The organism is Asticcacaulis sp. AC402 (assembly GCF_000495835.1).
Taxonomy (GTDB): domain Bacteria; phylum Pseudomonadota; class Alphaproteobacteria; order Caulobacterales; family Caulobacteraceae; genus Asticcacaulis.
This window is the reverse complement of the sequence record NZ_AWGC01000046.1, coordinates 1-23,728: the sequence shown is the minus strand read 5'-3', so window position 1 is coordinate 23,728 and position 23,728 is coordinate 1. Positions and strand designations below refer to the sequence as shown.

General features: G+C 61.6%; 19 protein-coding genes. 14 read left to right on the top strand and 5 right to left on the bottom strand.

Annotation, left to right across the window (positions count from 1 at the left end; all coding sequences use genetic code 11):
• Positions 1 to 3 precede the first annotated feature (3 nt).
• Positions 4 to 1,056, top strand: a complete 1,053-nt coding sequence (locus ABAC402_RS38110) for a LacI family DNA-binding transcriptional regulator (RefSeq protein WP_023451201.1) — start codon at positions 4 to 6, stop codon at positions 1,054 to 1,056.
• A gap of 383 nt (positions 1,057 to 1,439) precedes the next feature.
• On the opposite strand, the gene rsgA is transcribed toward ABAC402_RS38110, so the two are convergent.
• Entirely contained in the window at positions 1,440 to 2,453 is a 1,014-nt protein-coding gene (rsgA, locus tag ABAC402_RS38105) for a ribosome small subunit-dependent GTPase A (protein ID WP_235080100.1), read from the bottom strand.
• 339 nt (positions 2,454 to 2,792) lie between these two features.
• On the opposite strand from rsgA, the gene ABAC402_RS38100 reads away from it, so the two are divergent.
• A complete protein-coding gene (locus ABAC402_RS38100; RefSeq protein WP_023451198.1) occupies positions 2,793 to 3,734 on the top strand; it encodes a CPBP family intramembrane glutamic endopeptidase in 942 nt (313 codons plus the stop codon).
• Here ABAC402_RS38100 and ABAC402_RS38095 read toward each other — a convergent pair.
• Positions 3,701 to 4,867 (bottom strand): SGNH/GDSL hydrolase family protein, encoded by a 1,167-nt coding sequence (locus tag ABAC402_RS38095; protein WP_023451197.1) that lies wholly within the window; start codon positions 4,865 to 4,867, stop codon positions 3,701 to 3,703. The genes ABAC402_RS38100 and ABAC402_RS38095 overlap by 34 nt on opposite strands.
• A 210-nt stretch (positions 4,868 to 5,077) precedes the next feature.
• Between ABAC402_RS38095 and ABAC402_RS38090 the strand changes: the two genes are divergently transcribed.
• Both ABAC402_RS38090 and ABAC402_RS38085 read left to right on the top strand, forming a co-directional pair.
• On the top strand, positions 5,078 to 5,497 hold the full coding sequence (locus ABAC402_RS38090; protein ID WP_023451196.1) for a response regulator: 420 nt from the start codon (positions 5,078 to 5,080) through the stop codon (positions 5,495 to 5,497).
• Positions 5,498 to 5,508: 11 nt separating this feature from the next.
• Entirely contained in the window at positions 5,509 to 6,132 is a 624-nt protein-coding gene (locus ABAC402_RS38085) for a protein phosphatase CheZ (protein ID WP_023451195.1), read from the top strand.
• Here the strand turns inward: ABAC402_RS38085 and ABAC402_RS38080 are convergent, their stop codons facing one another.
• Complete coding sequence (locus tag ABAC402_RS38080) at positions 6,133 to 6,627, bottom strand: SMI1/KNR4 family protein (RefSeq protein WP_155847494.1); 495 nt, start codon at positions 6,625 to 6,627, stop codon at positions 6,133 to 6,135. It lies immediately after the preceding gene.
• 39 nt (positions 6,628 to 6,666) lie between these two features.
• The gene (locus ABAC402_RS38075) at positions 6,667 to 8,106 is read right to left on the bottom strand and encodes a pilus assembly protein TadG-related protein (protein ID WP_023451193.1); all 1,440 of its coding nucleotides are present in this window, start codon (positions 8,104 to 8,106) and stop codon (positions 6,667 to 6,669) included.
• A gap of 445 nt (positions 8,107 to 8,551) precedes the next feature.
• Here ABAC402_RS38075 and ABAC402_RS38070 point away from each other — a divergent pair, with 445 nt between their 5' ends.
• From ABAC402_RS38070 to ABAC402_RS38045, 6 genes are all read left to right on the top strand, one after another.
• Positions 8,552 to 9,790: an SGNH/GDSL hydrolase family protein gene (locus ABAC402_RS38070; protein WP_023451192.1), complete on the top strand. Its 1,239-nt coding sequence runs from the start codon at positions 8,552 to 8,554 to the stop codon at positions 9,788 to 9,790.
• 218 nt (positions 9,791 to 10,008) lie between these two features.
• Positions 10,009 to 10,641, top strand: a complete 633-nt coding sequence (locus ABAC402_RS38065) for a heme-binding protein (RefSeq protein ID WP_031236083.1) — start codon at positions 10,009 to 10,011, stop codon at positions 10,639 to 10,641.
• A gap of 35 nt (positions 10,642 to 10,676) precedes the next feature.
• Entirely contained in the window at positions 10,677 to 11,036 is a 360-nt protein-coding gene (locus ABAC402_RS38060) for a thiol-disulfide oxidoreductase DCC family protein (RefSeq protein ID WP_023451190.1), read from the top strand.
• Between the two features lie 205 nt (positions 11,037 to 11,241).
• Entirely contained in the window at positions 11,242 to 11,940 is a 699-nt protein-coding gene (locus ABAC402_RS38055; protein WP_023451189.1) for a VIT family protein, read from the top strand.
• A 179-nt stretch (positions 11,941 to 12,119) separates the two neighbouring features.
• Positions 12,120 to 16,871, top strand: coding sequence for a DUF3320 domain-containing protein (locus ABAC402_RS38050; RefSeq protein ID WP_023451188.1), 4,752 nt, complete (start codon positions 12,120 to 12,122; stop codon positions 16,869 to 16,871).
• Positions 16,872 to 17,209: 338 nt separating this feature from the next.
• Positions 17,210 to 18,079 (top strand): SPFH domain-containing protein, encoded by an 870-nt coding sequence (locus ABAC402_RS38045; protein WP_023451187.1) that lies wholly within the window; start codon positions 17,210 to 17,212, stop codon positions 18,077 to 18,079.
• 122 nt (positions 18,080 to 18,201) lie between these two features.
• Here ABAC402_RS38045 and ABAC402_RS38040 read toward each other — a convergent pair whose 3' ends face one another.
• Entirely contained in the window at positions 18,202 to 19,572 is a 1,371-nt protein-coding gene (locus tag ABAC402_RS38040; protein ID WP_023451186.1) for a hypothetical protein, read from the bottom strand.
• A gap of 129 nt (positions 19,573 to 19,701) precedes the next feature.
• On the opposite strand from ABAC402_RS38040, the gene ABAC402_RS38035 reads away from it, so the two are divergent.
• The 4 genes from ABAC402_RS38035 (at position 19,702) to ABAC402_RS38020 (ending at position 23,401) form a co-directional block, all read left to right on the top strand.
• Complete coding sequence (locus ABAC402_RS38035; RefSeq protein ID WP_023451185.1) at positions 19,702 to 20,709, top strand: nucleoside hydrolase; 1,008 nt, start codon at positions 19,702 to 19,704, stop codon at positions 20,707 to 20,709.
• An 18-nt stretch (positions 20,710 to 20,727) separates the two neighbouring features.
• A complete protein-coding gene (locus tag ABAC402_RS38030) occupies positions 20,728 to 21,366 on the top strand; it encodes a tetratricopeptide repeat protein (protein WP_023451184.1) in 639 nt (212 codons plus the stop codon).
• 137 nt (positions 21,367 to 21,503) lie between these two features.
• Positions 21,504 to 21,920, top strand: coding sequence for a DUF2141 domain-containing protein (locus tag ABAC402_RS38025; protein WP_023451183.1), 417 nt, complete (start codon positions 21,504 to 21,506; stop codon positions 21,918 to 21,920).
• An 11-nt stretch (positions 21,921 to 21,931) separates the two neighbouring features.
• Positions 21,932 to 23,401, top strand: a complete 1,470-nt coding sequence (locus ABAC402_RS38020; RefSeq protein ID WP_023451182.1) for a carotenoid oxygenase family protein — start codon at positions 21,932 to 21,934, stop codon at positions 23,399 to 23,401.
• Positions 23,402 to 23,728: the final 327 nt, after the last annotated feature.

Genomic DNA, 23,728 nt, shown 5'->3' with positions numbered 1-23,728 from the left:
ACTATGGCGACCATATATGATGTGGCTGAACGGGCGGGGGTGTCGGCCAAAACGGTGTCGCGCGTTGTCAATGAGGACAAGGCCGTCAAGGCCAGTACGCGTGAGCGTGTTCTGGAGGCCATGGATCAACTGGGTTACCGCCGCAACATGCAGGCCCGTCAGCTACGGATGGGCCCGGGTGTAGCGTCCATTGGCATCCTGCTGGAAGATCCGGCGGGTGGTTACCAGGGGCGATTTCACCACGCCCTGCTGATGGCCTGCATGGAGGCCGGCAAGTTCCTGACGGTGGAACTGTATCTCCCGGGTCAGAGCCTGAACGAGGTCGAACGTTTCCTCGCCAATTCCGAAGTCAGGAGCCTGGTCCTGCTGCCGCCGCTATGCGACTATGGGCCCCTCAAGACCTTTCTGAAGGCCCGCGGCATTCATTGCGTTCTGATCTCGCCCACAACCCCGGACAGTCACTATCCATCGATTGCCATGGACGACCGGTTGGCGGCGCGAAATGTTACCGATTATCTGCTGGCCCTCGGCCACACACGGATCGCCCACATCGCCGGCCATCCCGACCATGCGGCCGCCCTGCTGCGTCGCCAGGGTTATCAGGAGGCGTTCGACGCCGTTGGCCTGCCGCGCCCGCCCAAAGCCTATGTTGCGGAGGGCATGTTCAATTTTCGCTCAGGCATTACCGCCGCGGAGACCTTGCTGAACCTGCCCGAGCGGCCGACGGCTATTTTTGCCTCCAACGACGAAATGGCTGCCGCTACCTGTGCCGTGGCCCACAAGATGGGCCTGAACATTCCGCAGGACCTGGCGGTCGTCGGCTTCGACGACGCCCCAATATCGTCGGCCGTCTGGCCGGCCATGACGACGGTGCGCCAGCCCTATGTCGAAATGGCCCGCCTTGCCCTGCAACTGTTTGGAGACGGCAACGGCGCTGTGACGTCCAGCGATGTGCAGATGCGCCACGTCCTGCCCCATGAGATCATCGAGCGTGAAACGACGACACGGGTAAGAGCGGCCGTGGCCACGACGCGAGAGCGGGATGGCTTTGGGTAGAGTCGCCATCTCGCTCTAATACCAACCCACTTTGACTTTGACATTCTTTCCGCAAGGGGACCCCTCCGTCTCGAGTCTCGCCGGCAGGCAGCGCTACGATCTTCGATCTCCGCTTGCTCGCCATGGCACGGGCCACCCCGCTCCCCATCGAAGGGATGGGGAGGAGAAAAAAGAATATGTTCAATGGTGTTTTCTCCTCCCCATTTCAAATGGGGAGGTGCCGAGCAAGCGAGCCCAAAGGGCGAAGCGCTGCCTGCCGGCGAGGCTCGAGGCGGTGGGGTCTACCTACTGTCGATGTGTCAATCTTTTCGTTGATAGGTATAAGTTTTTGTTTTGTCGCGCAATTTGTCCGAAAACGGGCGCTCCCGTTTTCGGTACGCGCTCTAATACCGTCGCGGACGGTGCGTTGTCCGGTTGCCGCGTGGTCCGGTCTGCACCGGCGTATTGCTGACATTTTCTTCGGACAGTTTGCGCCATCGCGCCAGACGGTCCTCATCCAGCGTGCCCGAAGCGACAGCCGCCATCACGGCGCAGCCCGGCTCGTGGGCGTGGCTGCAATCGCTGAACTTGCACAAGGGCGCCAACTCGGTGATTTCGGCGAACAGGGTATCGAGACCGGCGGCAAAATTACCGACATGCAGGTTGCGTATGCCCGGTGTATCAATAATCCAGCCACCGCCGGGGATGGCGTGAAGCGAGCGCGCGGTCGTTGTGTGCCGGCCCTTGGCGTCCTGCTCACGCACGCCTCCGGTAACCTGGTCCGCCCCGGACAGGGTGTTGACCAGGGTAGATTTTCCGACACCTGAAGACCCGGCCAGGGCCACGGTCTGACCCGGCTGACACCATGGCATCAGTGCCACGGCGGCTTCGGGTGAGCGCGCATTCACCGTGACGACGGCCAGGTCCCTTTGGAGGGCCGCCGTCTCACCGGGGTAGTCGCGATCGTCGGTCATGGTATCGGCCTTGGTCAGCACCATGACCGGCGTCGTTGCGGCTTCATTGGCCATCGCCAGATAGCGTTCCAGACGTGCTGGATTGAAATCGGCATTGCACGACGTGACGATGAACAGGGTGTCGACATTGGCCGCCGCCAGTTGCGGCAGGAACTGACCTTCTACGGGGCGTTGCAGCAGCGTACGGCGTTCCAGGCGGCGGCGCAAATCATGTGTCTGCGGCGCAACCAACACCCAGTCACCGACAGCATATTCGCCGGTATTGACATGGACGGGAAGCGTCAGCCTGACCAGGCCCGCCGTTGACAGGCCGCTTAGCCGGGCGCGGTGAACCTGGGCGATGCGGCAAGGCACCAGGTGCTGCTCGTCCTGGCCAACCTGATCTGCGAAAAAATCGGTCCAGCCAAGGTCCGTCATTTGGCCCAGGTCTGTCAATTGGCCCAAGTCCGTCTTTTGGCCCAGGTCTGTCATTTGGCGAAAACGGTCATCACCCTGCGATCTTACCTCATCGCGGCCGTAAAGTATCGTCTAAACGCACGGTTCGCGACGCCCTTATGCCGATGCCCGGTCCAGGAAGGTCAGAATTTCCGCCTTAAGGTGTTGCGTCTGTTCGGACAAAATATACGCCGAAGACGACGTCTTTTTCGCTGAGACTGCGGCGATGTCGGCCATGGGAGACGGTGGCAATTAACGGGAATTAACTTGCCGGAATTCTGTGCATCTGAAACTAAGTCGTGCAGGGGCCCCTGCATCAAGTTGGGTCCATTGGGCCGGGAGGGGCTTATGAACGGAATTGAACTCTATGCGCCGCGCACGTCGCGCCACCGCCGCACCTGGACCGCAGTGGCCATCGTGTTGCTCGTGGTTTTCTTCATGTTGGGGCAACTGACAACGATCTTCGGCGTTCTCAAGCCTTTAGGCTTTCGTCAGGCCGACCTGGAAACGCAATGGCTGCCACTCAGCATCCTGTTGGCGGGCTTCGGCTTCACGGCGCTTTTGGTCTTTGCCTGGGTGTGGCTGTTCGAGCGCCGCTCGCCTGTTACCCTGGGTTTCAATGCTCGCGGCCTGATGCGCTACGGACGTGGCCTGGTGGTTGGGTTTGCCTTCCTGGGCGTCGTCATTGGTGCGATCTGGGCCTTGGGTGGCTACCGGGTTGAGGGTGCGGGTGTCTGGACGGCGCCGTCTCCCATCCTGTTCTTGCCGATCCTTTGCCTGTTCGCCGGCTTCATGATTCAGGGAGCGACGGAAGAAATTCTTCTGCGCGGCTGGTTGATGCAACTGGTGGCCTCGCGTCATGGGCTTGTCGTGGCCATTGTGATCAATTCGATTGTGTTCTCGCTGCTTCATGGCGGCAATATCAATATGTCCAACGAACTGATCCTCGGGCTTGTCAACATCGTCCTGTTTGCCGTGATGATCAGTCTCTATGCCATTAAAGAAGGCTCACTGTGGGGTGTCTGCGCCTGGCATGCCGCCTGGAACACGCTCCTGGGTGTCGGCTTCGGCCTGGAGGTCAGCGGTGGCAAGATCGCCGTGGCGTCTCTGGTCGTCGATCTGGCGCCGGCGGCCGGGGCGCCGTGGTGGCTGACCGGCGCGACCTTCGGACCTGAGGCCAGCGTGGTTACCACTGTAGTTCTCCTGGCCGGGTCGGTGTACCTTGTCGCGACCGGGGCATTAAGCTCCGGCAAGGGCTACGCCACGGTGGCCGCCAAGCCGGCTGCCTGAGGATTGGCATCTTCCACCCGAACCTCCATGAGCTGACCGGTATACAGCAAGCCATACAGGGCGAGTGTCGGCGCTGGATTGACCAGGTGGGGCATCATGGAGCGCGGTGTCACGGCCTTGGTGACTTCACCATCGGCGATGGGCGACAGGGCATAGGCGCCCGTGTCGTCCGGCCGGTTGACGTCGGGCGCATAAAGGAACTCGCAGCCCGACGATGAGACCAGAAACTCAAACTTCCCCGATGAAACCCCAGGCTTCATCAGGTTGACCTGGTAGAGGGCGTCATTGCAGCGCAGGAAGGCCGGGCCTGTGCTGGCTTCGCAGACATAGAACAAACCCAGCAGCTTGCCATCGACCAGGGTAAAATGCATCCGCTTGTTGGCGAGCTCCACGGCTTGAACATCGAAGCGGCTGTTCCTGCGATCGATCCGGGGGGCGTCCGTGATGACATCGATCCCTGCCGCCGTCGCATGGGCGAAATGATGAGGGTCGATGGGCTCCGGCAGCTTGTGCTTTTTGCGCCGCTTGGCCTTGACCTTGATCAGTTCCCGACACAGATCCCGGGCCGCAACCGCAATAACGACATTGCTGACATGGTGATTGTCGAAATAATAGAGATCGTTGTCCGCCTGGTCGGCGCCGACCGTCTCCAGGTGCTTGCGGGCAATGTCGGCAACGCGGGTCGCGTAGACCTCGGAAATCCGGTGAATGGCGGCATGGATCAGGTTGAGACGCCGGTCGGCCCTGGCCGTCCGCGATTCGAAAATGACCGATATGATCTGCAGTTTCGGATTCTGCTCCCGGGCATAGCGGATCACGCCCTCATAGGCACGCGACCAGTGCTGAAACAATTTGCGATCTTTTTCGTAAGTCGAACTGTCGTTCAGGGCGTACTCGATGATGAGGACGTCAGCCTTGCTGAGCTCGCGGCTGTTCTTCAGCTGGAACAGCCCGTTGAAGATGGTGGTGCCCCCGACCGACATGTCTTCGGTTACCAAGAGTTTCCAGCCTCTTTTTCGGCAGGCCTTGACGGTTTCCCACAGATAGCCGAGGTGCTTTTCCGGGTTGAGACCCATGACCGTATTGGACCCGCCAATGACGACGGCGCGGATACGCTTCCTGGATTTGGACATTCTCTCGATGGGTCCGTCTTCTGAGAACGCTCTTTTAAGCCACCTCATCAGACAATACCTGAGGAATCGTGTCCGGCGCGAATCGGCCGGCCTCCCAGGCGCGGTGCTGATCGTCGACCGGACGGAAAGCGGTGGCAAAACCGGTGTAACGCAATTTTAGCGCCTGTGGATTAAAGTCGTTCCCTACAGAATGCTTTAGGGACTGAAAACATGGCCAAACGCGCACTCGTCCTGGAGGACAGCCGGACACAGGCGACCATTATCTGCAAGATGTTTCAGAAGGCCGGGTTCGACGCCGTCTGGGTCCCGGACCCGGACTCTGCTTACGAAGCCTTAAGGGCCGGACCTTTCGACGTGCTGGTGCTGGATGTCTTCATCGAAGGTCACAATACCCTGGATGAACTGGATACCTACCGCGAACTCGCTGGACAGGCGCCAATCGCTATAATGACCGCCGGCCGTATCGACGACCCGGAATCGGGCGCAGCGGCCCTGAACAAGGCGCGGCGTGGTCGCGTCAACTTCTTGCTGCCCAAGCCCTTCTATTTTGACGACGTGAAGCAGATCTGCGAGGATGTTGACGCCTATTGGCAGGCGCATCCGCTGGTATCCGACGCCATCGCGTCCTGAGGGCAGAGATCATGACCGAAGCTCACCTCGAGCGGCCGTCCTATGCGGCCGATATTCTGGGCATGTTCGATCCCGATCTGCTGCGCATGACCGCAGTGTCGGAAGAACTGCTAGGCCTAATGGACGGGTTTTATCAACGCCTGGACCGGCGCACTTCGGATGAATTCCTGGCCATCGCCAACGACATCGCCAACACCCGGACGGAGCTGCGCCGCCTGTGTCCCAACCAGATCGGCGACAGCCTCCCCTGCGCCGGTGCCGAACTCGATGCCATCACCCGCGACACGGAAACGGCGACCAACACCATACTGGGTGCCGCCGAGGCGCTGATGGACCTGGACGCAACGGCGGCGGACGTCAAGGACAAGGCCGACGATCTGGTCATGCGCATCTTCGAAGCCTGTTCCTTTCAGGATCTGGTCGGTCAGCGCGTCTCCAAGGTAGTGCGGGTACTGGAACAGATCGAGGCCCGTATCGGCCGCTTGAGCACGATGGCCGGTGAGGTCGAAACCGAGGTTGCGCTTGAGCCGGACCTGGACGCCGCGGAACAGCGCCGCCGCGACCTGCTGTTGAACGGCCCGGCCGTGGGCGGTCCGGAAACCAGCCAGGCCCAGGTTGACGCCTACTTCAACTGATCAGGTGATGTCGGTGTAGTGATCGCCGCCCGGCGAGTGAAGCCGCATCGAATCTTCCGTCATCAACTTGAAAAAGCTCGCGAGACTGACGGCGACGAGACGGTGAGGGCGCGTGCCGATCATCGCCACCTTGCCCCTGTCTGGCCCTTCCGAACAGCAAATGGCATAGGCATAGCCGCACCAGTCGAGAAAATCCGCAAAGACCAGGTAACGATCATTGTCGATCTGAGGATTTAAGGGCTCCTCTGGCTTTGGTTCGCCGCACTCGTCCGATATGCTCTTGATACGCTCGGGCGCCCAAAGGACGAAATAGTACTGGTCGTGCCACCAGTCCTTATCTGGCGCCGCTTCAAGAAGATAGGCCCGGAAATCGTCAGGAAGCTGGATTCGATATCGGCTTTCCAGCGCCCCGACGGCCGCAAGGCCGCGACCGGATGGCGGTGCCTGTTCATACGCCCACAGAAGGTCCAACGCGTTTTTAAGGCCTACGTCCATCGAAGGATATTACGAGACCTTAGCGAAACGACAAGCCCATCACTGCGTCAAACGCACCTTGCTCAACTTGCCGCCGATGGTTTCGAACGCCTTGATCAGGTCGGCCGAGCTTTTGGCGTCGAAATAGTGCTGAGCGTCGGTGGCGCAGGCCTTCAGCGTGGTCAGTGCCTTGGCATCTGTCACGTCGAAACCGATGGTATAGATCTCAATATTCTTGGACTTGGCGTAGTCGCATACCCGGATCTGGTCGGCGTAGGTGACAGCGACCTGGGTGGAATTGGCGACGGCGATGCCGCCTGAGGTATTGGCATAGAGGGTATTGGCGCCATCGGTCATCAGTACGATGGTCTTGCGCGGTTCCTTGTTGGCATTGTCATAGGCCTTGCCCTCGGCGAAGGGTAAGGGTGGTGACAGGGCGTTGACGCCCCAGATCATGCCAGCGGGAATATAGGTCTCGGGCTTGTAGGATCCAATATTCACAACGAGATTCTTGATCGAGTTGGTAACCGTCGTCGCATCGTTGCTGAGCGCAAGGACGGGGTTAAGGCAGGTCTGGCTGGTCTGCAAAATGCCGGCATAGGGCGTGGCAGGGTCGGGCATGACCAGCTTTGACGACGCGATCTGGTTCCTGACGCAACCGTACCATTTATAGTTGGTGGTGCCGCCACCGGAGCAACTCTGATAGGGCGTGACGTTCACCGTCTTGCAGGTCTGGGGCACCTTCCAGCAGGAATAGGTGTAGGGCACGCCATCCTGATTGCCGGTGCAGGTCCCCTTGGTTCCGCCGGTGCATTGTGTGCCGGTTGTAACGGTCTTGCAGGTCTTGGTCGAGGTGGTCGAATAGTCGGCGCCAACGCTGACCCACGAGGCGTTGCGGTTCGACAGGCCGATATTGACATAGTCGGCATAGGGAACGACGGCGACCTTGACATAGTCCTTGTTGTCCTTGGTCAGGATGGTCGCGACCAGGTTTTGCGCCGCGGTCTTCAACACGTCGATCTTGGGCGTACCGTTCAGGGTGGCGCTCATCGACCAGGTATTGTCCAGCACCAGGGCGACCTCCAGCGCGCCGTCGGCCGCCTTGATCGAATTTGACGTAACGGAATAGGGCAGGTTCTTGAAACCGAACAACTGCATGATGATGGGATCGTAGGTGCCCCTTGCCGTGGCATTTACCGTGCGGGCCTTGGAGTCATATTTGAACGCCGTTACGGTGACATTGAGTTTGTCGTCGTTGAGGTTTTCCTTGAAAATGTCGCCTGCCAGCTTCTTCAGGTCGGTTTCATTGGAATTGTTGACGATGGCGGCCGCCAGCACGGCAGCGTCGAGTGCATCCTGGGAGGACCGCTTGGCCCGTTGCAGCACGGCATAGTCGACGGCGGTACCCAGGGCTCCCAGGATGGCGAATATGGCCAGGCCGAAAATCATGGTGGTATTGCCAGCGCGCGACGTCAGAAACGCATTTAACGAATGACGCATAACATCCTATTCCAACCGCGGACGGCTCGTACGTTGATCTCGATAACGTCTATCTTATCGCCTGAAATGTTTAATTTTTCGCAGGCGGATTCTTACCTCGGTGCCAGGATTTGTCGCAGGACAATGACGACACGCTTGCAGCGGCGTGAAGACTTCCGGGGGCAAAGAACCGCAGCCCCTCGAAGTGCGGATCATAAGGTTTGAATGGCTAACAGGTGCGCTCCGCGCCGCCTCTGGTTGTCGGCCGTGAAAGGCTCGTGACGAAGCATATTCGAGGTTTCAGAATGTCCACGCGGCGTCGCACAGGTCGCGTTCGGGCAAATGGGAAACAGCGTCGCCATGGCGCAAATGGAACTGGGTCGTTCTCACACCTCCATATCAGCGGCATAGCAATTCGAACCGCTTGCGCTATAACGACTTACCTCACTTAGCTCCGGTGACTGTCATGTCCTTCCTCCGTTCCGTCGCTCTCACCCTTGCCGTGGCCTGCATCAGTTTACCGGCAACCGCTGAGACGACGAAGTGGATCCCCGCCTGGTATGCCGCGCCGCAACCCGACTCCGGTGATGCCAAGCTGACCGACATGACCCTGCGCCAGATCGTGCGCGTCTCGGCCGGCGGGACCTCCGTGCGCCTCCGGCTGTCCAATGCCTACGGCAAGACACCGCTGAACCTCGACGAGGTCCGGGTTGCCCGCCGCGACGCCGGCAGCCGTATTGACACGGCGTCGGATCGCCCCGTCACCTTCAACGGCCAGACCAATGTGATGATCGCGCCCGGCGCCTATGCCGTCAGCGACCCCATTGACCTCGACGTCGCCGACAATTCCGATCTGGCCGTCAGCCTCTATGCCGCCGGCCCTGTGCCGCTCACCACCCTGCACGATATCCAGCGCGCCGTCATGTTCACCGCCCCCGGCCGTCAGACCTCCGCCGCCGACATCCCCGGCCCGGCTGCCGACCTCGGCATTGGCGCCGCCTTCCCGTGGCTGGCCGGGGTCGATGTCTCTGGCGGCAAGTCGCGCGCCACCGCGATTGCGTTTGGCGACTCGATCACCGATGGCTACGGCATTGACAGGGACAAGGGCGCCACCTGGCCTGACGTATTCAGCCGCCGCCTGGACGAAGCCAGCATTCCGCTTAGTGTGGTCAATGCCGCCATTAGTGGCAACCGCATCTGGCACCACGGCCAATGGGCACGGTTCGGCGAGGCAGGTCTGGCGCGTTTCGACCGCGATGTCCTGGCCCAGCCCAATGCCGCGGCGGTGATCGTCCTGATCGGCATCAACGACCTGGGCCATTCGGACGGGCCGGGGAAGGATCAGTATGTCTCGGGGCAAGAGATCATCGCCGGTTTGCGCCAGATGGCCGACCGCGCGCATTCAAAGGGATTGCGCATCTATGTCGCGACCCTGACACCTTTCAAGGCGACGGTATTCAAGGGGTATTATAACGACGCCAAGGAGGCCGAGCGCCTGGCGGTCAATACCTGGATCCGTCAGCAAACTGTGTTCGACGGGGTGTTCGACTTTGACAAGACGGTCGAAGACCCGTCGCGTCCCGGCTATCTGCTGCCGGCCTTCGATGTCTCGGATCATCTGCATCCGGATACGGAAGGCGTGGCGGCCCTGGCCAATGCGATTCCACTCGATGTTTTTACATGGGCAAAGCAGCTGAAGAGGTAGCTCATTCGCCCGTCGTGTTGGCAACGATACATCCATTCCCTCCGCAAACTCGTATACTGTTCGAATAACGTCGAACGTGACGTTCGGCGATAGAACGGGATGCGTTTTGATGGACTCAAAACCCCGCTCTGAGTTTTTGTTTTGGCGCGCAAGTTTTTCCGAAAAGTGGTGTCCACTTCGTCGGATTGCGCTCTAGCCCATGGGCGCGAGGATGCAGGATGAACAGACAATGGCAGAAGATATGGATAGCTGTGACGGTCGCGATGGCCGCCTTCTTCGCCGGTCACGCCATGGCCATTGAAGAACCGGCCTTTAAAACGGTCAGGTCGGAAGGCGCTTTTGCGCTGCGCGACTATGACGCCATGATTGCCGCTGAGGTCCGCGTCGAAGGCAGCCGCGATAAGGCGATAAATGCCGGATTTAGCCTGATCGCCGACTATATTTTTGGCAATAACCGGAAAAAATCAAAAATCGCGATGACCACGCCTGTCACTCAGGCCCCCGTCAGCGAGAAGATCGCCATGACCGCACCTGTCACCCAATCGGGTGAGGGATCGTCGTGGACGGTGCGTTTTATCATGCCGGCGCGCTACACGATGGAAACGCTCCCTCAGCCCAATGATTCACGTGTGACCCTTGTTCCTTTGCCGGCGCAACGGTTTGCGGTCGTGCGATTTTCCGGCCTGGCGAGCGAGGCTGAGATCACCGAACGAACAGCGCAACTCCAGGCATGGATTGTGGTGCAAAAGCTGAACCCCGAGGGTGCACCGACCCTGGCACGCTATGATCCACCGTGGACGCTGTGGTTCCTGCGACGCAACGAACTGCTTATTCCCGTGAAGGCCAACTAGCTCCCCCATTTAAAAAGCCTGCCCAGAAAGCTGCCATGATTACGGTTCTCTACGACGGAAAGTGCGGGCTTTGCCGGCATGAAATCGGCTTCTACCGCAAGATCGCTCCGGATGGCCGCTTTCTGTGGATCGACGTGATGACCGACGACTCTGCCCTGGCGGATCTGAAGGTTCGTCGCAGGGATGCCCTGATGGCGATTCACGTTTTCGACGACCGCGGCCAGTGTCTGACCGGCGCCGACGCGTTTGCCACGCTCTGGAAGGCCATTCCAGGGTTCAAATGGCTGGGCTACCTGGTTTCTGCTCCGCTGATTCGGCCCCTGGCGCGTTGGCTATACACCGGATTTGGTATCCTGCGCTTTCGCCTGCATGGCTATGACCGATGCAGTATTTGAAAGACCATTGCCGACGGCGCGCCGAAGTGCCAAAACACATCTGAACCGCGCTCGCGCGCAATCCGATAAGGTGTGCAGCACCGTTCAGGAAAATTGAGCGACAAAACAAAAACCTAGAGCGAGATGGCGATTCTACCTAAAGCCCACCCCGCTGTAGAGCGGGGTTTTGATTCCATCAAAACGCACCCACTTGTAAGGATGGCCGATGCCGAAACACAGTGCGCAGGAACGCCATTTCATCTCGCGCGTGGGTTGGCTGCGCGCAGCGGTACTTGGTGCCAATGACGGCATTATTTCGGTCGCCAGCCTGATTGCCGGCGTTGCTGCGACCTCTGTCGACAAGGGCACGGTGGTAGTAACGGGTGTCGCTGCCCTGGTCGCCGGCGCACTGTCGATGGCCGCCGGTGAATATGTCTCGGTCAGTTCCCAGGCCGACACCGAAGCGTCGGACATGGCCCGAGAACGGCAGGAACTGGCTGATTTTCCAGAGGCTGAGCTGGAGGAGCTGACCCAAATCTACATCGGTCGCGGATTGCCGCGCGATCTGGCCGCCCAGGTGGCTGCGAAACTGATGGAAACCGATGCCTTTGGCGCTCATGCCCGCGATGAACTCGGCATTTCAGAACACGGCCAGGCGCGCCCGATCCAGGCAGCCCTGACGTCAGCGGCGACCTTCGCGGTGGGTGCTGCCTTGCCCTTGTTTGCCCTGGTGCTTAGTCCCCGCCCTATCGCGGTTTGGGTTGTCACCGTGTCATCCCTGGTTTTCCTGGGCGGGCTTGGCGCCGTTGGGGCCGCGGCCGGTGGTTCCGGCACCTGGAAGGCTGTCGCGCGCGTCATGTTCTGGGGCGCGCTGGCCATGGCGATCACGGCGGCCATTGGGCAAGTTTTTGGCACAGTCGTTTAGAGCACAATCCGATAGAGTGTGACGCATTTTTCGGATAAATTGCGTGATAAAACAAAAACTTAGAGCGGAGTTTCGAATCTATAAAAACGTATCCCGCTCCAAAATGGCCAGCAAAGTTTCCATCTCCCGCATTGTGCGACTCTGGTCCGGCCCTATAGACTGCCCCCCGGAGGACCGACATGGCAGACGCCGATACCCCAGCTTCCCTTCGTGACCGGCTTTTGAAGGAGCGCCATGCCTTGCTCGACCTGTCGACGCGCAATCGGCTGCTCAATGTGCCGCTGCGTCTGACCCAAAGCCGAACCGTCGAAATCGTCGATGAACTGTCCCCAGAGGTCTTCCGTATCCTGACGCAAGGCAAGGCCATGACCTTCCTGCCCGGTGCCCAACCGGGCGTCGACGACCAGAAAGGCTCGACCGATACCGGCCTGGCCCAGCCGTCTGAAGAAGGCCCTGACGTCAAGGCCACGCGCCATACCGACACCAGGCTCCAGACCCGCCTGACTTCCGAAGCGCTGCAGAAACGCCTCTTCGACGTCTGGTACGACGCCCAGACCCTGGAGCAGGAGCAAGGCGTCAACATTCTTTATCTCGCGCTCGGCCTGTTGCGCTGGTACGACGCCGATGACTCCGACATCGTCCGCCATGCCCCCCTGGTCTTGCTTCCGGTGCAACTGGAACGCGGAAGCGCCGCTGAAAAATTCAAACTGAAGGACCGCGATGAGCCGCCGTCGCCCAACCTGACGCTCCAGGCCAAGATGAAGTCCGAATTCGGTCTGACAATCGAAGACTTCCCCGACGAGGACGAACTGGACCTGGCTGCCTATTTCGCCACGGTTGCCGACACCGTCGCCGGCCAAAAGCGCTGGGAGGTTCTGCCCGACGCCATGGTGCTGGGTTTCTTTTCTTTCGCCAAGTTCCTGATGTACCGCGACCTCGACCCCGACACCTGGGTCGAGAAAGGCGGGCCCGAAGATGACGCCCTCTCCGCCCACCCCCTGATCGGGGCTCTGTTGCGCGATGGCTTTCCACAAAGCGAACCGATCGTTCCCGATCACGCCGCTATCGATGACGCCATTCCGCCGGAAGGCCGCTATCACGTTGTCGATGCCGACAGCTCCCAGACTGTGGCCATCGCCGAAGCCGCCGGCGGTCGCACCCTGGTCATCAAGGGGCCGCCTGGCACCGGCAAGTCGCAAACCATCACCAACATCATCGCCGCCGCCGCGGCGCGCGGCAAGACCGTGCTGTTCGTCGCCGAAAAGATGGCGGCACTCGACGTCGTCCATCGCCGGCTGAAACAAGTAGGGTTGGGCCCGCTGACCCTGGAACTGCATTCCAACAAGATCAGCAAGCGCGCCGTGCTGGAGGAACTGAAACGCACGCGCGAAGCCAGCCTCCTGCCGCCGCGCCGCGATCCTCTGGTTGACGACAAGCTGGCCGCGGCGACCGACGACCTCAACGGTTTCGCCGCCCGCCTGCATGCGCCGCTGCAGCCGTCTCGCCTGTCGCCGCAGCAGATCCTGGGCCGGCTGATCGCGCAGTCTCGGGGAGTCTTGGCCACGGGCCCGGCCTTTGCCCTTGAAGGCGCTGAAACCTGGACCCCGGACGATGTTGCCAAACGCCGGGGACTGGCCGAAGACATCACAGCACGTCTTGCCACCACCGGACCCTTGCAAGACCATGCCTGGCGCGGCGTCGGCGCCGATCCGCTTGACCCGGCTCAAACCGAGCAGGTCGCCCGCGACATTACACGCGCCCAAACCGCCCTGGGTCAGGCCATCCAAGAAGCCAAGGTCGCTATCCGCCTGTTCGGCGCCGCGCCGCCGGGCACCGTCAATGAACTGGAACGGCTGCTGGCTTTTCTGCAACTGACACCCCTGCCGCGCCAAGCCGACCGCACCGCCTTTAATGACGACGCCTGGCGTAACTCCAGGGCGCTCAAGCAACTGATCGAAACCGGCAAGACCCTGGTCGACCTGCGCCACCGGTCGAACGCCGTGTTCAACGACATCGGCCTGACCGCCGACTATACCTCGCTGCGTGCCGAGGTGGTTACCCAGGGCGATGGCCTTTTCCGCTTCCTCGACGGCGGCTACAAGGGCCAGATCGCCCTGCTGCGTTCCTACGTCAAGGACCCGCTGCCCGACGGCGTCGAAGCGCGCCTGAAACTGATCGACCTCGCTGTCGCCCTGCAAAGGTGCGAAGCCACCTTTGCCGTCGCGCAAGCCTTGGGCCGCGCCTGGGGCCGCACCTGGCAGGGCGCCGACAGCGACTGGGAGCGGCTGGACAACATCCTGCGCTGGCGCACCTCGCACACCTCGCTCCCCGACAGCGTATGGCCGAAACTGGCAGCTTTGAACGACGCCGACCTGGCGGAAGCTGACCGCGCCCGCCAGGCCATCTACGCCGCGACGACCGAACATCGGCAGGCCCTGGACGCCGCCGCGGCGACCCTGAAGCTCGACCCCGAAGCCCTCGACGCGACTGTGGTCGGCCGCGAAAACCAATACGCCCGCTGGCTGGCCGACCCGGAAGGCCTCAACCGCTATATCGCCGTTGCCTGGCGGGGCCGGCAACTGGCGGCGCTTGGTGCTTCCAGCCTCGTCGCCAACCTTTACGAAAATAGTCTGCACGACAACAGCCACAACAACTGTTTGGCCGCCACCGATCTGGTCCCGGCCTTCGACCGCGCCTATGCCACCGTCCTGCGTGACCTGTTGTTCCGTGACTGGCCCGACCTGCGCGCCTTCGACGGCGACGACTACGAACGCCGGGTGGCCCGGTTCCGCCAGCTCGACCACGCCCACATCGAGTCCGCCAAGGAAGAGATCGCCCATGCCCATGCCGAGGCACGGCCCAGGGGAACGGCCGGGGTCGGGCCGCTGGGCGTGCTCAATGCCGAACTGGCCAAGAAGCGCAGCCACCTGCCGATCCGTATCCTGCTGGAGCGCGCCGGTCCGGTGATCCAGCAACTGAAACCGGTGTTCATGATGTCGCCGCTGTCGGTGGCGCAGTTCCTCAAGCCCGGCGCGCTAGAGTTCGACCTGCTGGTCATGGATGAGGCGTCCCAGATCGAGCCGGTCGATGCCCTGGGCGCCGTGGCGCGGGTCAAGCAAATGGTCGTGGTCGGCGATGAGCGGCAACTGCCGCCGACCGCCTTCTTCAAGAAGCTGACCGGCGAGGACGAAGCCGAAGACGACGACAGCGTCACCCTGCAAGCCAAGGACGCCGAAAGCATCCTCGATCTCTGCCTGGCCAAGGGCGCGCCGCACCGCATGCTGAACTGGCATTACCGGTCCAGGCACCAGTCCCTGATCGCCGTGTCGAATCGCGAATTCTACGAAAATCGCCTGTACATCGTCCCCAGCCCCTATGACGCCGTTGCCGGCATGGGACTGAAGTACCATCGTCTCGCCGACACCATCTATGAACGCGGCGGCAGCCGGACCAATCATTTGGAGGCCCGGCGGGTCGCCGAGGCCGTCATCGCTCATGCCCGCGATAACGCCCACCAAAGCCTGGGCGTAGCCGCCTTTTCGGTGGCCCAGCGCCAGGCGATCCTGAGAGAACTGGAAGGGCTGCGCCGGGCCTATCCGCAGACCGAGGACTTCTTTGCCACGACGGGCACCGAGCCGTTCTTCGTCAAGAACCTGGAAAACATCCAGGGCGACGAGCGCGACGTCATCTTCATCTCGGTCGGCTACGGCAAGACGGCGGAAGGCAATCTGCCGCATGCCTTCGGGCCGTTAAGCGGCGAGGGCGGCGAACGAAGGTTGAATGTGCTGATCTCGCGCGCCAAGTTGCGCTGCGAAGTCTTCTGCAATTTCAGCGGCGGCGATATCGACCTGGAACGCACCCCCGCGCGGGGCGTGGCGGCGCTCAAGCTGTTCCTGACCTTTGCCGAGACGGGCCGCTTCGACGCCGGCGACACCGCCGCCGCCGGCCATGACAGCGCCTTCGAAGCGGAGGTGGCGGGGCGGCTGACCCAGGCCGGATATGCCGTGCACAGCCAGATCGGCGCCTCGGGCTTTCGCGTCGACCTGGCCGTGGCCGATCCGGAAACGCCCGGGCGGTTCGTGCTCGGGATCGAATGCGATGGGGCGCAATACCATGCCTCGCGGTCGGCTCGCGACCGTGATCGGCTGCGGCAGCAGGTGCTGGAGGCCCATGGCTGGATTATCCATCGCATCTGGAGCGCCGACTGGTATCTGCGGCCAAACGAAGAGTTGAAAAAACTTGAAGTGGCCATAGCGGCGGCGCGAACCAGCTGGGCTGCGCGCGACGCCGAAGGTTACCGCACACCGCAACCCACGCCGGTCGCGCCGGCGGACCTTACCCTGACCATAGGGCCGGTTGAGCCGTTGGCGGAGCGCCAGGTCCTGTACCGGGAGGCCGGTTTCAAGGTCAGCCGGGCGACCGAACCGACCGACCTGCCGGTGGCGCATTTGGCCGAGACGGTGGTGCGAATCGTCGAGGTGGAAGGGCCTTTACATGGCGACGAGGTGATCGCCCGCCTGCGCGATTTGTGGGCCTTGCCGAAACTGACAGCTCGCCTGCGCAGTGCCGGGACCGCGGCGCTGCGGTGCCTGCTGGCCGATGGCCGGGCAGCAGAGGATGACGGCTTCTACAATGTGCCGGACCGTGCGGCTGTGGTGCGTGACCGGTCGGAGGTGGCTTCGGCGGGCCTGCGCAAGCCGGACATGCTGCCGCCGTCGGAAATCGACGCAGCCCTGATCCAGACCGTCACCGACAATTACGGTGCTGGTCGCGGCCAAATCGCGGTGGCCGTGTCGCGAATGCTGGGCTTTGCGACGACAAGTCCGGCATTGAAAGCGCGCATCGAGTCGCGTCTCGATCTGTTGCTGGCCAAGGGCACGCTGGAGGATAAGGGCGAGCTGATCACCCTGGCGACTGGCGCAGAGGCCTGACGCCCCGATTTCGACATCGCATTCACATCCACGTGATTCTTGCGCGGATTCGCTTTTCCGTCACGAAGCGTTCATGTACTATATTTGCGTTCCCAAATGGATCGGGAGCGCAACGCAACAAAGGAAACAGATCGCTTAAGTAAGTGCTAACAAAGCCGCAAGTCCATGCGCGGCGATATGTCGAAATCTCGGCACAGCCCATATTTGCTTTTTACGCGATCAAGCCCCCGGAACCCTGACATTTCGAACCTCCCGTTAAGGGAGTGCGCATCTTCTTGGGTTACATTCAACCATCTGCCAAGAGAGGACGCGGGGGGAAACCCGCGTGAACACACCCTATGAACAGTTCGCAATCCCGGTTCAACATTACGGGCCGCGTCAAGACTTTCGTCGCCATCGGCGCCGTCATCGTGCTGAGCATGACCATGCTGGTCTCGTGCGGCCAGACGATCCAGCCTGGCAATGTCGGGGTCAAGATCCGCACGCTCGGTCCCAGTGCCGGCGTAGATCCGACGCCGATGAATTCCGGCTATCATATCAACCTGGTCGGGGAGCGCATCGTCGAATTCCCGCAGATTCAGCGGACCTATACCTACACTAAGGAGGAAGACGAGCGCGGGCGGGAGAACGAGGAGATCAACTTCTCGGACAACAACGCCCTGCCGATGACCGCCGATGTACAGTTGGTCATGCGCATCGACCCGTCGAAGGCGCCGGAACTCTATACCCGCTACCGCCTGACTTTCGACCAACTGTTCGAGGGGCCGATCCGCAATGACGTCCGCACGGCGATCGCGGCCGAGACGGAACTGGTCAGCGTTGAGTTCCTCTATCGCGGCGGTCGCCAGCAGGTCATCCAGAAGGCCCTGCAACGGGTGCGCAGCAAGTGGGAATCGCAGGGCGTCAATATCAGCCAGCTCGACTGGATTGGTACCATACGCTACCCGCAAGTCATTCTCGACTCGATCCAGGCCAAGACGAAGGCCGATGCCGACGCCTCAGCCGCTCAGGCTCAGGTCGCCGTTTCCAAGGCCCAGGCCGACGCCAGGATCGAAGAGGCACGTGGTCAGGCCGAGGCTAACCGGCTGATCGCCCAGTCGATCGCGGCCAGTCCGCAGGTTGTCCAGCTTCGGGCCATCGAAAAGTGGGACGGCAAACTGCCAACCACGACCGGCGGCGCCGTGCCCTTCATCGATGTCGGCAACTAGAGCGCAATCCGATAAAGTGTGACGCACCCGCACGGGCGCTCCCGTTTTCGGATAAATTGCGCGACAAAACAAAAACTTAGAGCGGGATTTTGATTCCATCAAAACTCATCCCGCTCTAGTAGTCACAGAGGCGGCCGCGGGTAAACGAATCCGCGGCCAATTTCCGTTGTCCGGTACTCAGCCCCGGTGGCCGTCGCCGTCAGGGAAAGCCGGTTCATCCGGCCAAGCGCGGGGTCGCTGCGATAGGCGCACTCGAGCCGCTCCGTGGAAACGACCACACATGACGGCGCACCCGTCACGACGCCGGTGGTGGCGATAGCCTGGGTTGTCCATCTACCGCCCGTCAGGCGGTAATAGTGCAGCATCCGCTCACCCGTTACCTGGACGCAGGTCAGGATCAGGTTTTCCGGCCGCGGCAGGGCGGCGCCCGCCACGGGTGGGTTCATCACCAGACAATTGGGTGTCTGCTCATCACCGATTGCCGAACCTGATGCGGGGGACAGGTTCAATACGACGCTGCCCAGTTCGGTCCAGGCCATGGGACCAGCCAGGGGCGCCCACTGCCCATAATACAGCCTGCGCGTATCGGTGATGCCGAAGCAATGCTGCGTGGCCGACTGGCCGCTCGATACGGAAGGGTTGGCGACCACAACATGCAGGCAGGAGAGACCTCCGGCGAACGGCGGATAGGCGGCCCCGCCGGCATCGAGCGGACCCGAATGCGGCGCAATGGACCAGAGCGGTGTCACCGGAGCTTCCCCCGACATCCCGCCGGTCCCCGGCGGGCTATAGTCGTGAAAAATCAGCAGCTTGTGCCGCGTCACCAGAATGCCGTCGCGCAATTCGCGTCTTTGCAGAGTACAATAGTCAATGCTGGTCCCCGATCGCCGGCAATGATTGGCGCGCCAGTCACCGCGCTCGACGCCCTGCCACGCCATCCACCGTCCGTCTGCCGCTACGAAGCGGCGCAAGTAGAGGCCGGGTTCGGCGTAGAAGCGGCCGTCGGGGGCAACCGCGACCCTTACCAGGCAGGCGATGTTGTTGCTGCCCGATTCCGTACAAACCAGTTCATTGTCCATGTGGTCGACGAAACCCGGCCTGATGGCATATCCGGGCAGGGGCGATGACGGTACGCCGCCTATGGGTTCAGACGTAGCGGCGACGGAGGACTCGGGATTCCAGCGCCGATGCCATATCTGGCCGTCGGTGCGAACGTAGAAACAATGCAGATAGCCGTCCTGGCTGCGCAGGCAACTGAGCGAGCGGCTGTTGGCAGAGACGCGGCCCAGATTGGCCCAGCGGTTGGTGATGCTGCTCCAGTGCCTGAGGTCGGATGCCTTGTCGATTGCGAAACAATCGACGCGTTTGATGGCCCCCTTATCGTCGGGCCTGGCAATGGCGACGCAGTCCGGCTTGGGCGATACTGCAGCCTGTGCGGCGCCCCCCGCTGCCGACAATGTCAGGATGAGGAAAAACAGAGTGAAGCCACGCATGCTCGTCTCCTGCAACTTTGGACCATACCGCCGTTATACCAAACGTTGTTTGCCGAGTCTCGCCTGTTGGCGTCGCCACATTCCATGCGGCATGATAGGGTTGCCGCATTCGCTCGTTGGAGAGTCTTCATGGTCCGCCTTCACCGCCGCAACCTTCTGACTGCGACCCTGGCCATGGTCATTGCCAGAGGTGCACGGGCAGAAACGTCGAAGCCCACGCCCGTTATCTTCGACAGTGATATCGGCGGCGATGTCGATGACACCTGGGCACTGCTTCAACTGCTTCGCCGGCCGCAACTGGACCTGAAACTGGTCAGCACCGAGGCCGGCAATGCCCTTTACCGGGCCCGCCTGACTGCCAAACTACTCACCCTGGCCGGACGCAGCGACGTCACCATCGCCATGGGCCAGGGGCCCGGTGACGGCAACGGCCCTCAGGACGCGTGGCTGGCCGGGTACCAGACCCCGGCCTATGCCGGTCCGGTCCGCACCGACGCCGCCCAGGCTATGGTCGATACCGTCATGGCGTCAAAAGACCCGGTGACCATCATTGCCGTCGGGCCCGTGACCGAACTGGCGGCGGCGTTGAAACTGAAGCCGGAGATGGCGAAAAACGCCCGCTTTGTCGGCATGCATGGCGCCGTGCGCGTCGGTTATGGTGGCGCTGCCAAGGTCGAGCCCGAGTATAATGTGCGAGTCGATCCGGCGGCCTTGCAGGCTGTGTTCGATGCCGACTGGATCTCGTGCAGCATCACCCCGCTGGATACCTGTGGTCTGCTCTATCTCGAAGGCGAGGAGATGCGTTTGGTGCGTGCCAGCACCGATCCCTTCGCGCGCGCCGTCATCGCCAACAGCGAGGCCTGGCTGCCCAATGCGCCATGGATGCCAAAGGATTTCGACCTGACGCAGAAGAGCTCGACCCTGTTCGACAGCGTCGCCGTGGTCATGGCAAGCGACGAAAGCGACCTGGTCATGGAAACGCTGAAACTGCGCGTGATGCCGGACGGCATGACGGTTATAGATGAAGCCAACGGTAGGCCTGTGCGGGTGGCTTCGGCCTGGAAGGACCTAACCGGGTTCAAGCGGAAGCTGATCGCCGACCTGACGCGGTATCCGGAATCAACAACAGGCGTATAGTTTTAGGGGAGGGGAAAGATGAAATCCATATTTTGGGCCGTTGCAGCGGCCTTGTTGCTTACCGCACCGGTTGCCCAGGCGCAGACCATTGCCGATCTGAAGCGGCCTGCCGACATTTCGGACGCCGATGTCGAAGCCCGTATGAATGAGGTCGACACGCTCCTCGAACAGGGCCACGCCTTGCTGGAAGAAGGCCGGGATCCGGACCTCTCGGACAAGGTCGCTGACCCCGCCAAGGTTGCCGAAGGTGTTCTACTTTTCGAAAAAGCCCGGTCGGTATCTGAAACCTGGCTCGGTGAAGGGCCATATACCGCCGTGGTCCTCGATAATCTTGGTTTCGCTTACGTTGTCGCAGGCCAGGCCGACAAGGCGATCGCCGCCTATGAACGCGCCGTCTACATCCGAACGATCCTGTCCGGAGCGGACGATCCGGACCTGTTCATAACCTACGCTAATCTGGGCCACCTCTATAGCGACGCCGGCCGACTGACCGACGCTGAAGCTGCTTTTCTGAACGCCATTCGTTGTGCGCAAAACGGGGACGTGACGGCTCGCGAATTTGTTCCCGGCTTCCAGCAAGATCTGGCGGAACTCTACGACAAGATGGGGCGTACCGCCGACGCCAAAGCTATGCGGGCGGCCGCCACCGCGAACTAATCTCGACTGTTCGCGAAGCGCCAGTTGCATGGCCTGCATCTGGCGCAAAATTCGCCGCCACCGGCGAAGGCGTGCGGGCATGGGCTCAGGCGGCATGACATGTCTTTTTCATCGCCCCAACCGAGAGGAAAGACAACATGTTCAAGTCCCTTATCGCCGCCGCCCTGCTGGGCCTGGCCGCCACCACCGCTCACGCCCAAACCGCCAGCCTGACCATTGTCTGCGACAACCTGAAGCCTCAGGGCAAGGTCATGATCGCCATCTATGACAGCCAGGAAGGCTATGCCGGTGACAAGGCCGTGCGCTTTGCTGCTGCCGAGGTTACTGGCTCCCAGGCAACCGTGTCGGTCGACGGTCTGGCCGAAGGCGACTACGCGCTGAAAATGTTCCATGACGTCGATGGCGATGGCAAGATGGGTATGAACCCCTTTGGTATGCCGACTGAGCCCTTCGCCTTCTCCAACAATGCCAGGGGCACCATGGGCCCGGCCACCTGGGCCGCCGCGCGCTTCACCGTGACCGCCCCTGTCACGACCCAGACCATCGCTTTCTGAGGATCGCCGTCATGACCAGGACCGATCTCTCTCGTCGCGGCGTGCTGGGCGTGCTCTCAGGCGCCGGCATCGCCGCCACGGCGCCGAAATCCTGGGCCGCTGCCGCGGCCGACTGGACCATCGGCGTCAGCAATGCACCCATCGAAGGTTTTGCTGACAGTGCCATGACCCGGCTGCACGGCCGCATGCCGGCGCATCTGTCCGGCCAACTCTATCGTAACGGCCCGGCGTGGTTCCGCTATGGCGACGAAGTCACCGGCCACTGGTTCGACGGCGACGGCATGGTTCAGCGTTACGACCTTACCGCGGACGGCGTTCGCCACAGCGGCCGGTTTGTGAACACCGTCAAACGCCGCGCCGAACAGACGGCCGGCCGTTTTCTGATGCCCGGCTTTGGCACCGCCGCTGCCGCTGGTGCGCCGGTCACCGCGCAGGACGACGCCAATGCTGCCAACACCTCAGTGCTGAAGGTCGGCGATGAGTTATGGGCGTTGTGGGAGGCCGGTTCGCCGTATCGCCTCGACCTCGACACCCTGGAGACGCGCGGGCCGCAAACCTTCCGCAATGACCTGAAAGGTATGGCCTTCCTGGCCCATCCCAAGGTCGAGCCGTCGGGTCGTATCTGGAGCGCCGGGTTTGCCGGAAAGCGCGCCTGGATCTGGCAACTGGACTCCTTAGGCGGGCTGGAACGCGGCGAAATGATCGAACTTCCTGTGGCGGGCTATACCCACGACTGGGCGGTGACCGAGCGCCACCTGATTTTCCCGCTGCAGCCCTGGGTGACAGGTGATCACGGTCAGTCGATCGCCGAGCGCATGGTATGGCGGCCGGAGCAGGGACTGCAGATTCTGGTCGTCGACAAGGCAGATTTCAGCCAGCGTCGCATCTATGAGCTGCCAGCGGCCTTCTATTTCCATACCGGTGATGCCTGGGAAGACAGCGACAGCACCTTGCATTTCGATGTCTGCTTGGCCAATACGCCGCAGTTTGCTGCCCAGGGTGGGCACAACATCGTCCGCGGCAAGATCGACCGCAACTATGCCGGCGCAGACCTGGTGTTAGTCAGTCTCTTTCCCGATGGCCGCGCCGTGACGCGTCCGACCGGGGTGACGGCGGAGTTTCCGCAGACCGACCATCGTGTCCAGGGTCTGCGCCGTGACAAGGTTGTCCACGTTCATGGCGAAACACCGGGCCATCCGGGTGCGCGAGCCCTTGCCCTGTTCGACTGGAAGACGGGCAAGCGCAAGGTGCACGACTTCGGGGCTGCCGCCATGGTCGAAGAGGCTCTGTTCGTGCCGCGTCCAGGTGGTTCGGACGAGTTGGACGGCTGGTTAGTCGGCACAGTGCTGGACCTGAAAGCCAGGGCGACTCAGCTGCATGTCTTCGATGCCCGCCATATCGACGATGGGCCTGTGGCGTCATGGCAGGGCCAGCATGCGACACCGCTGGGCTTTCACGGGACATTTGTGAGCGGGAGATAGTCTATGCGGAAAAGCCGATGGAATTATACCAACCCTCGATGACCTTGACTCATCGTGGGTTGGCAAGCGCGCCAGAGAACGTACTTCGGGCGCCCGAGCTTTTGCGAGGCGCCATGGGGGGCGCCTAGTCCGACGCTTGAGCTGAAAAAAACGAAGACCAAGCGTCATTCTTTATGAGGCTTGGTATTATACCAATCCACTTTGACTTTGACATTCTTTCCGCAAGGGGCCCCCTCCGTCTCGAGCCTCGCCGGCAGGCAGCGCTACGATCTTCGATCTCCGCTTGCTCGCCATGGCACGGGCCATCCCGCTCCCCATCGAAGGGTG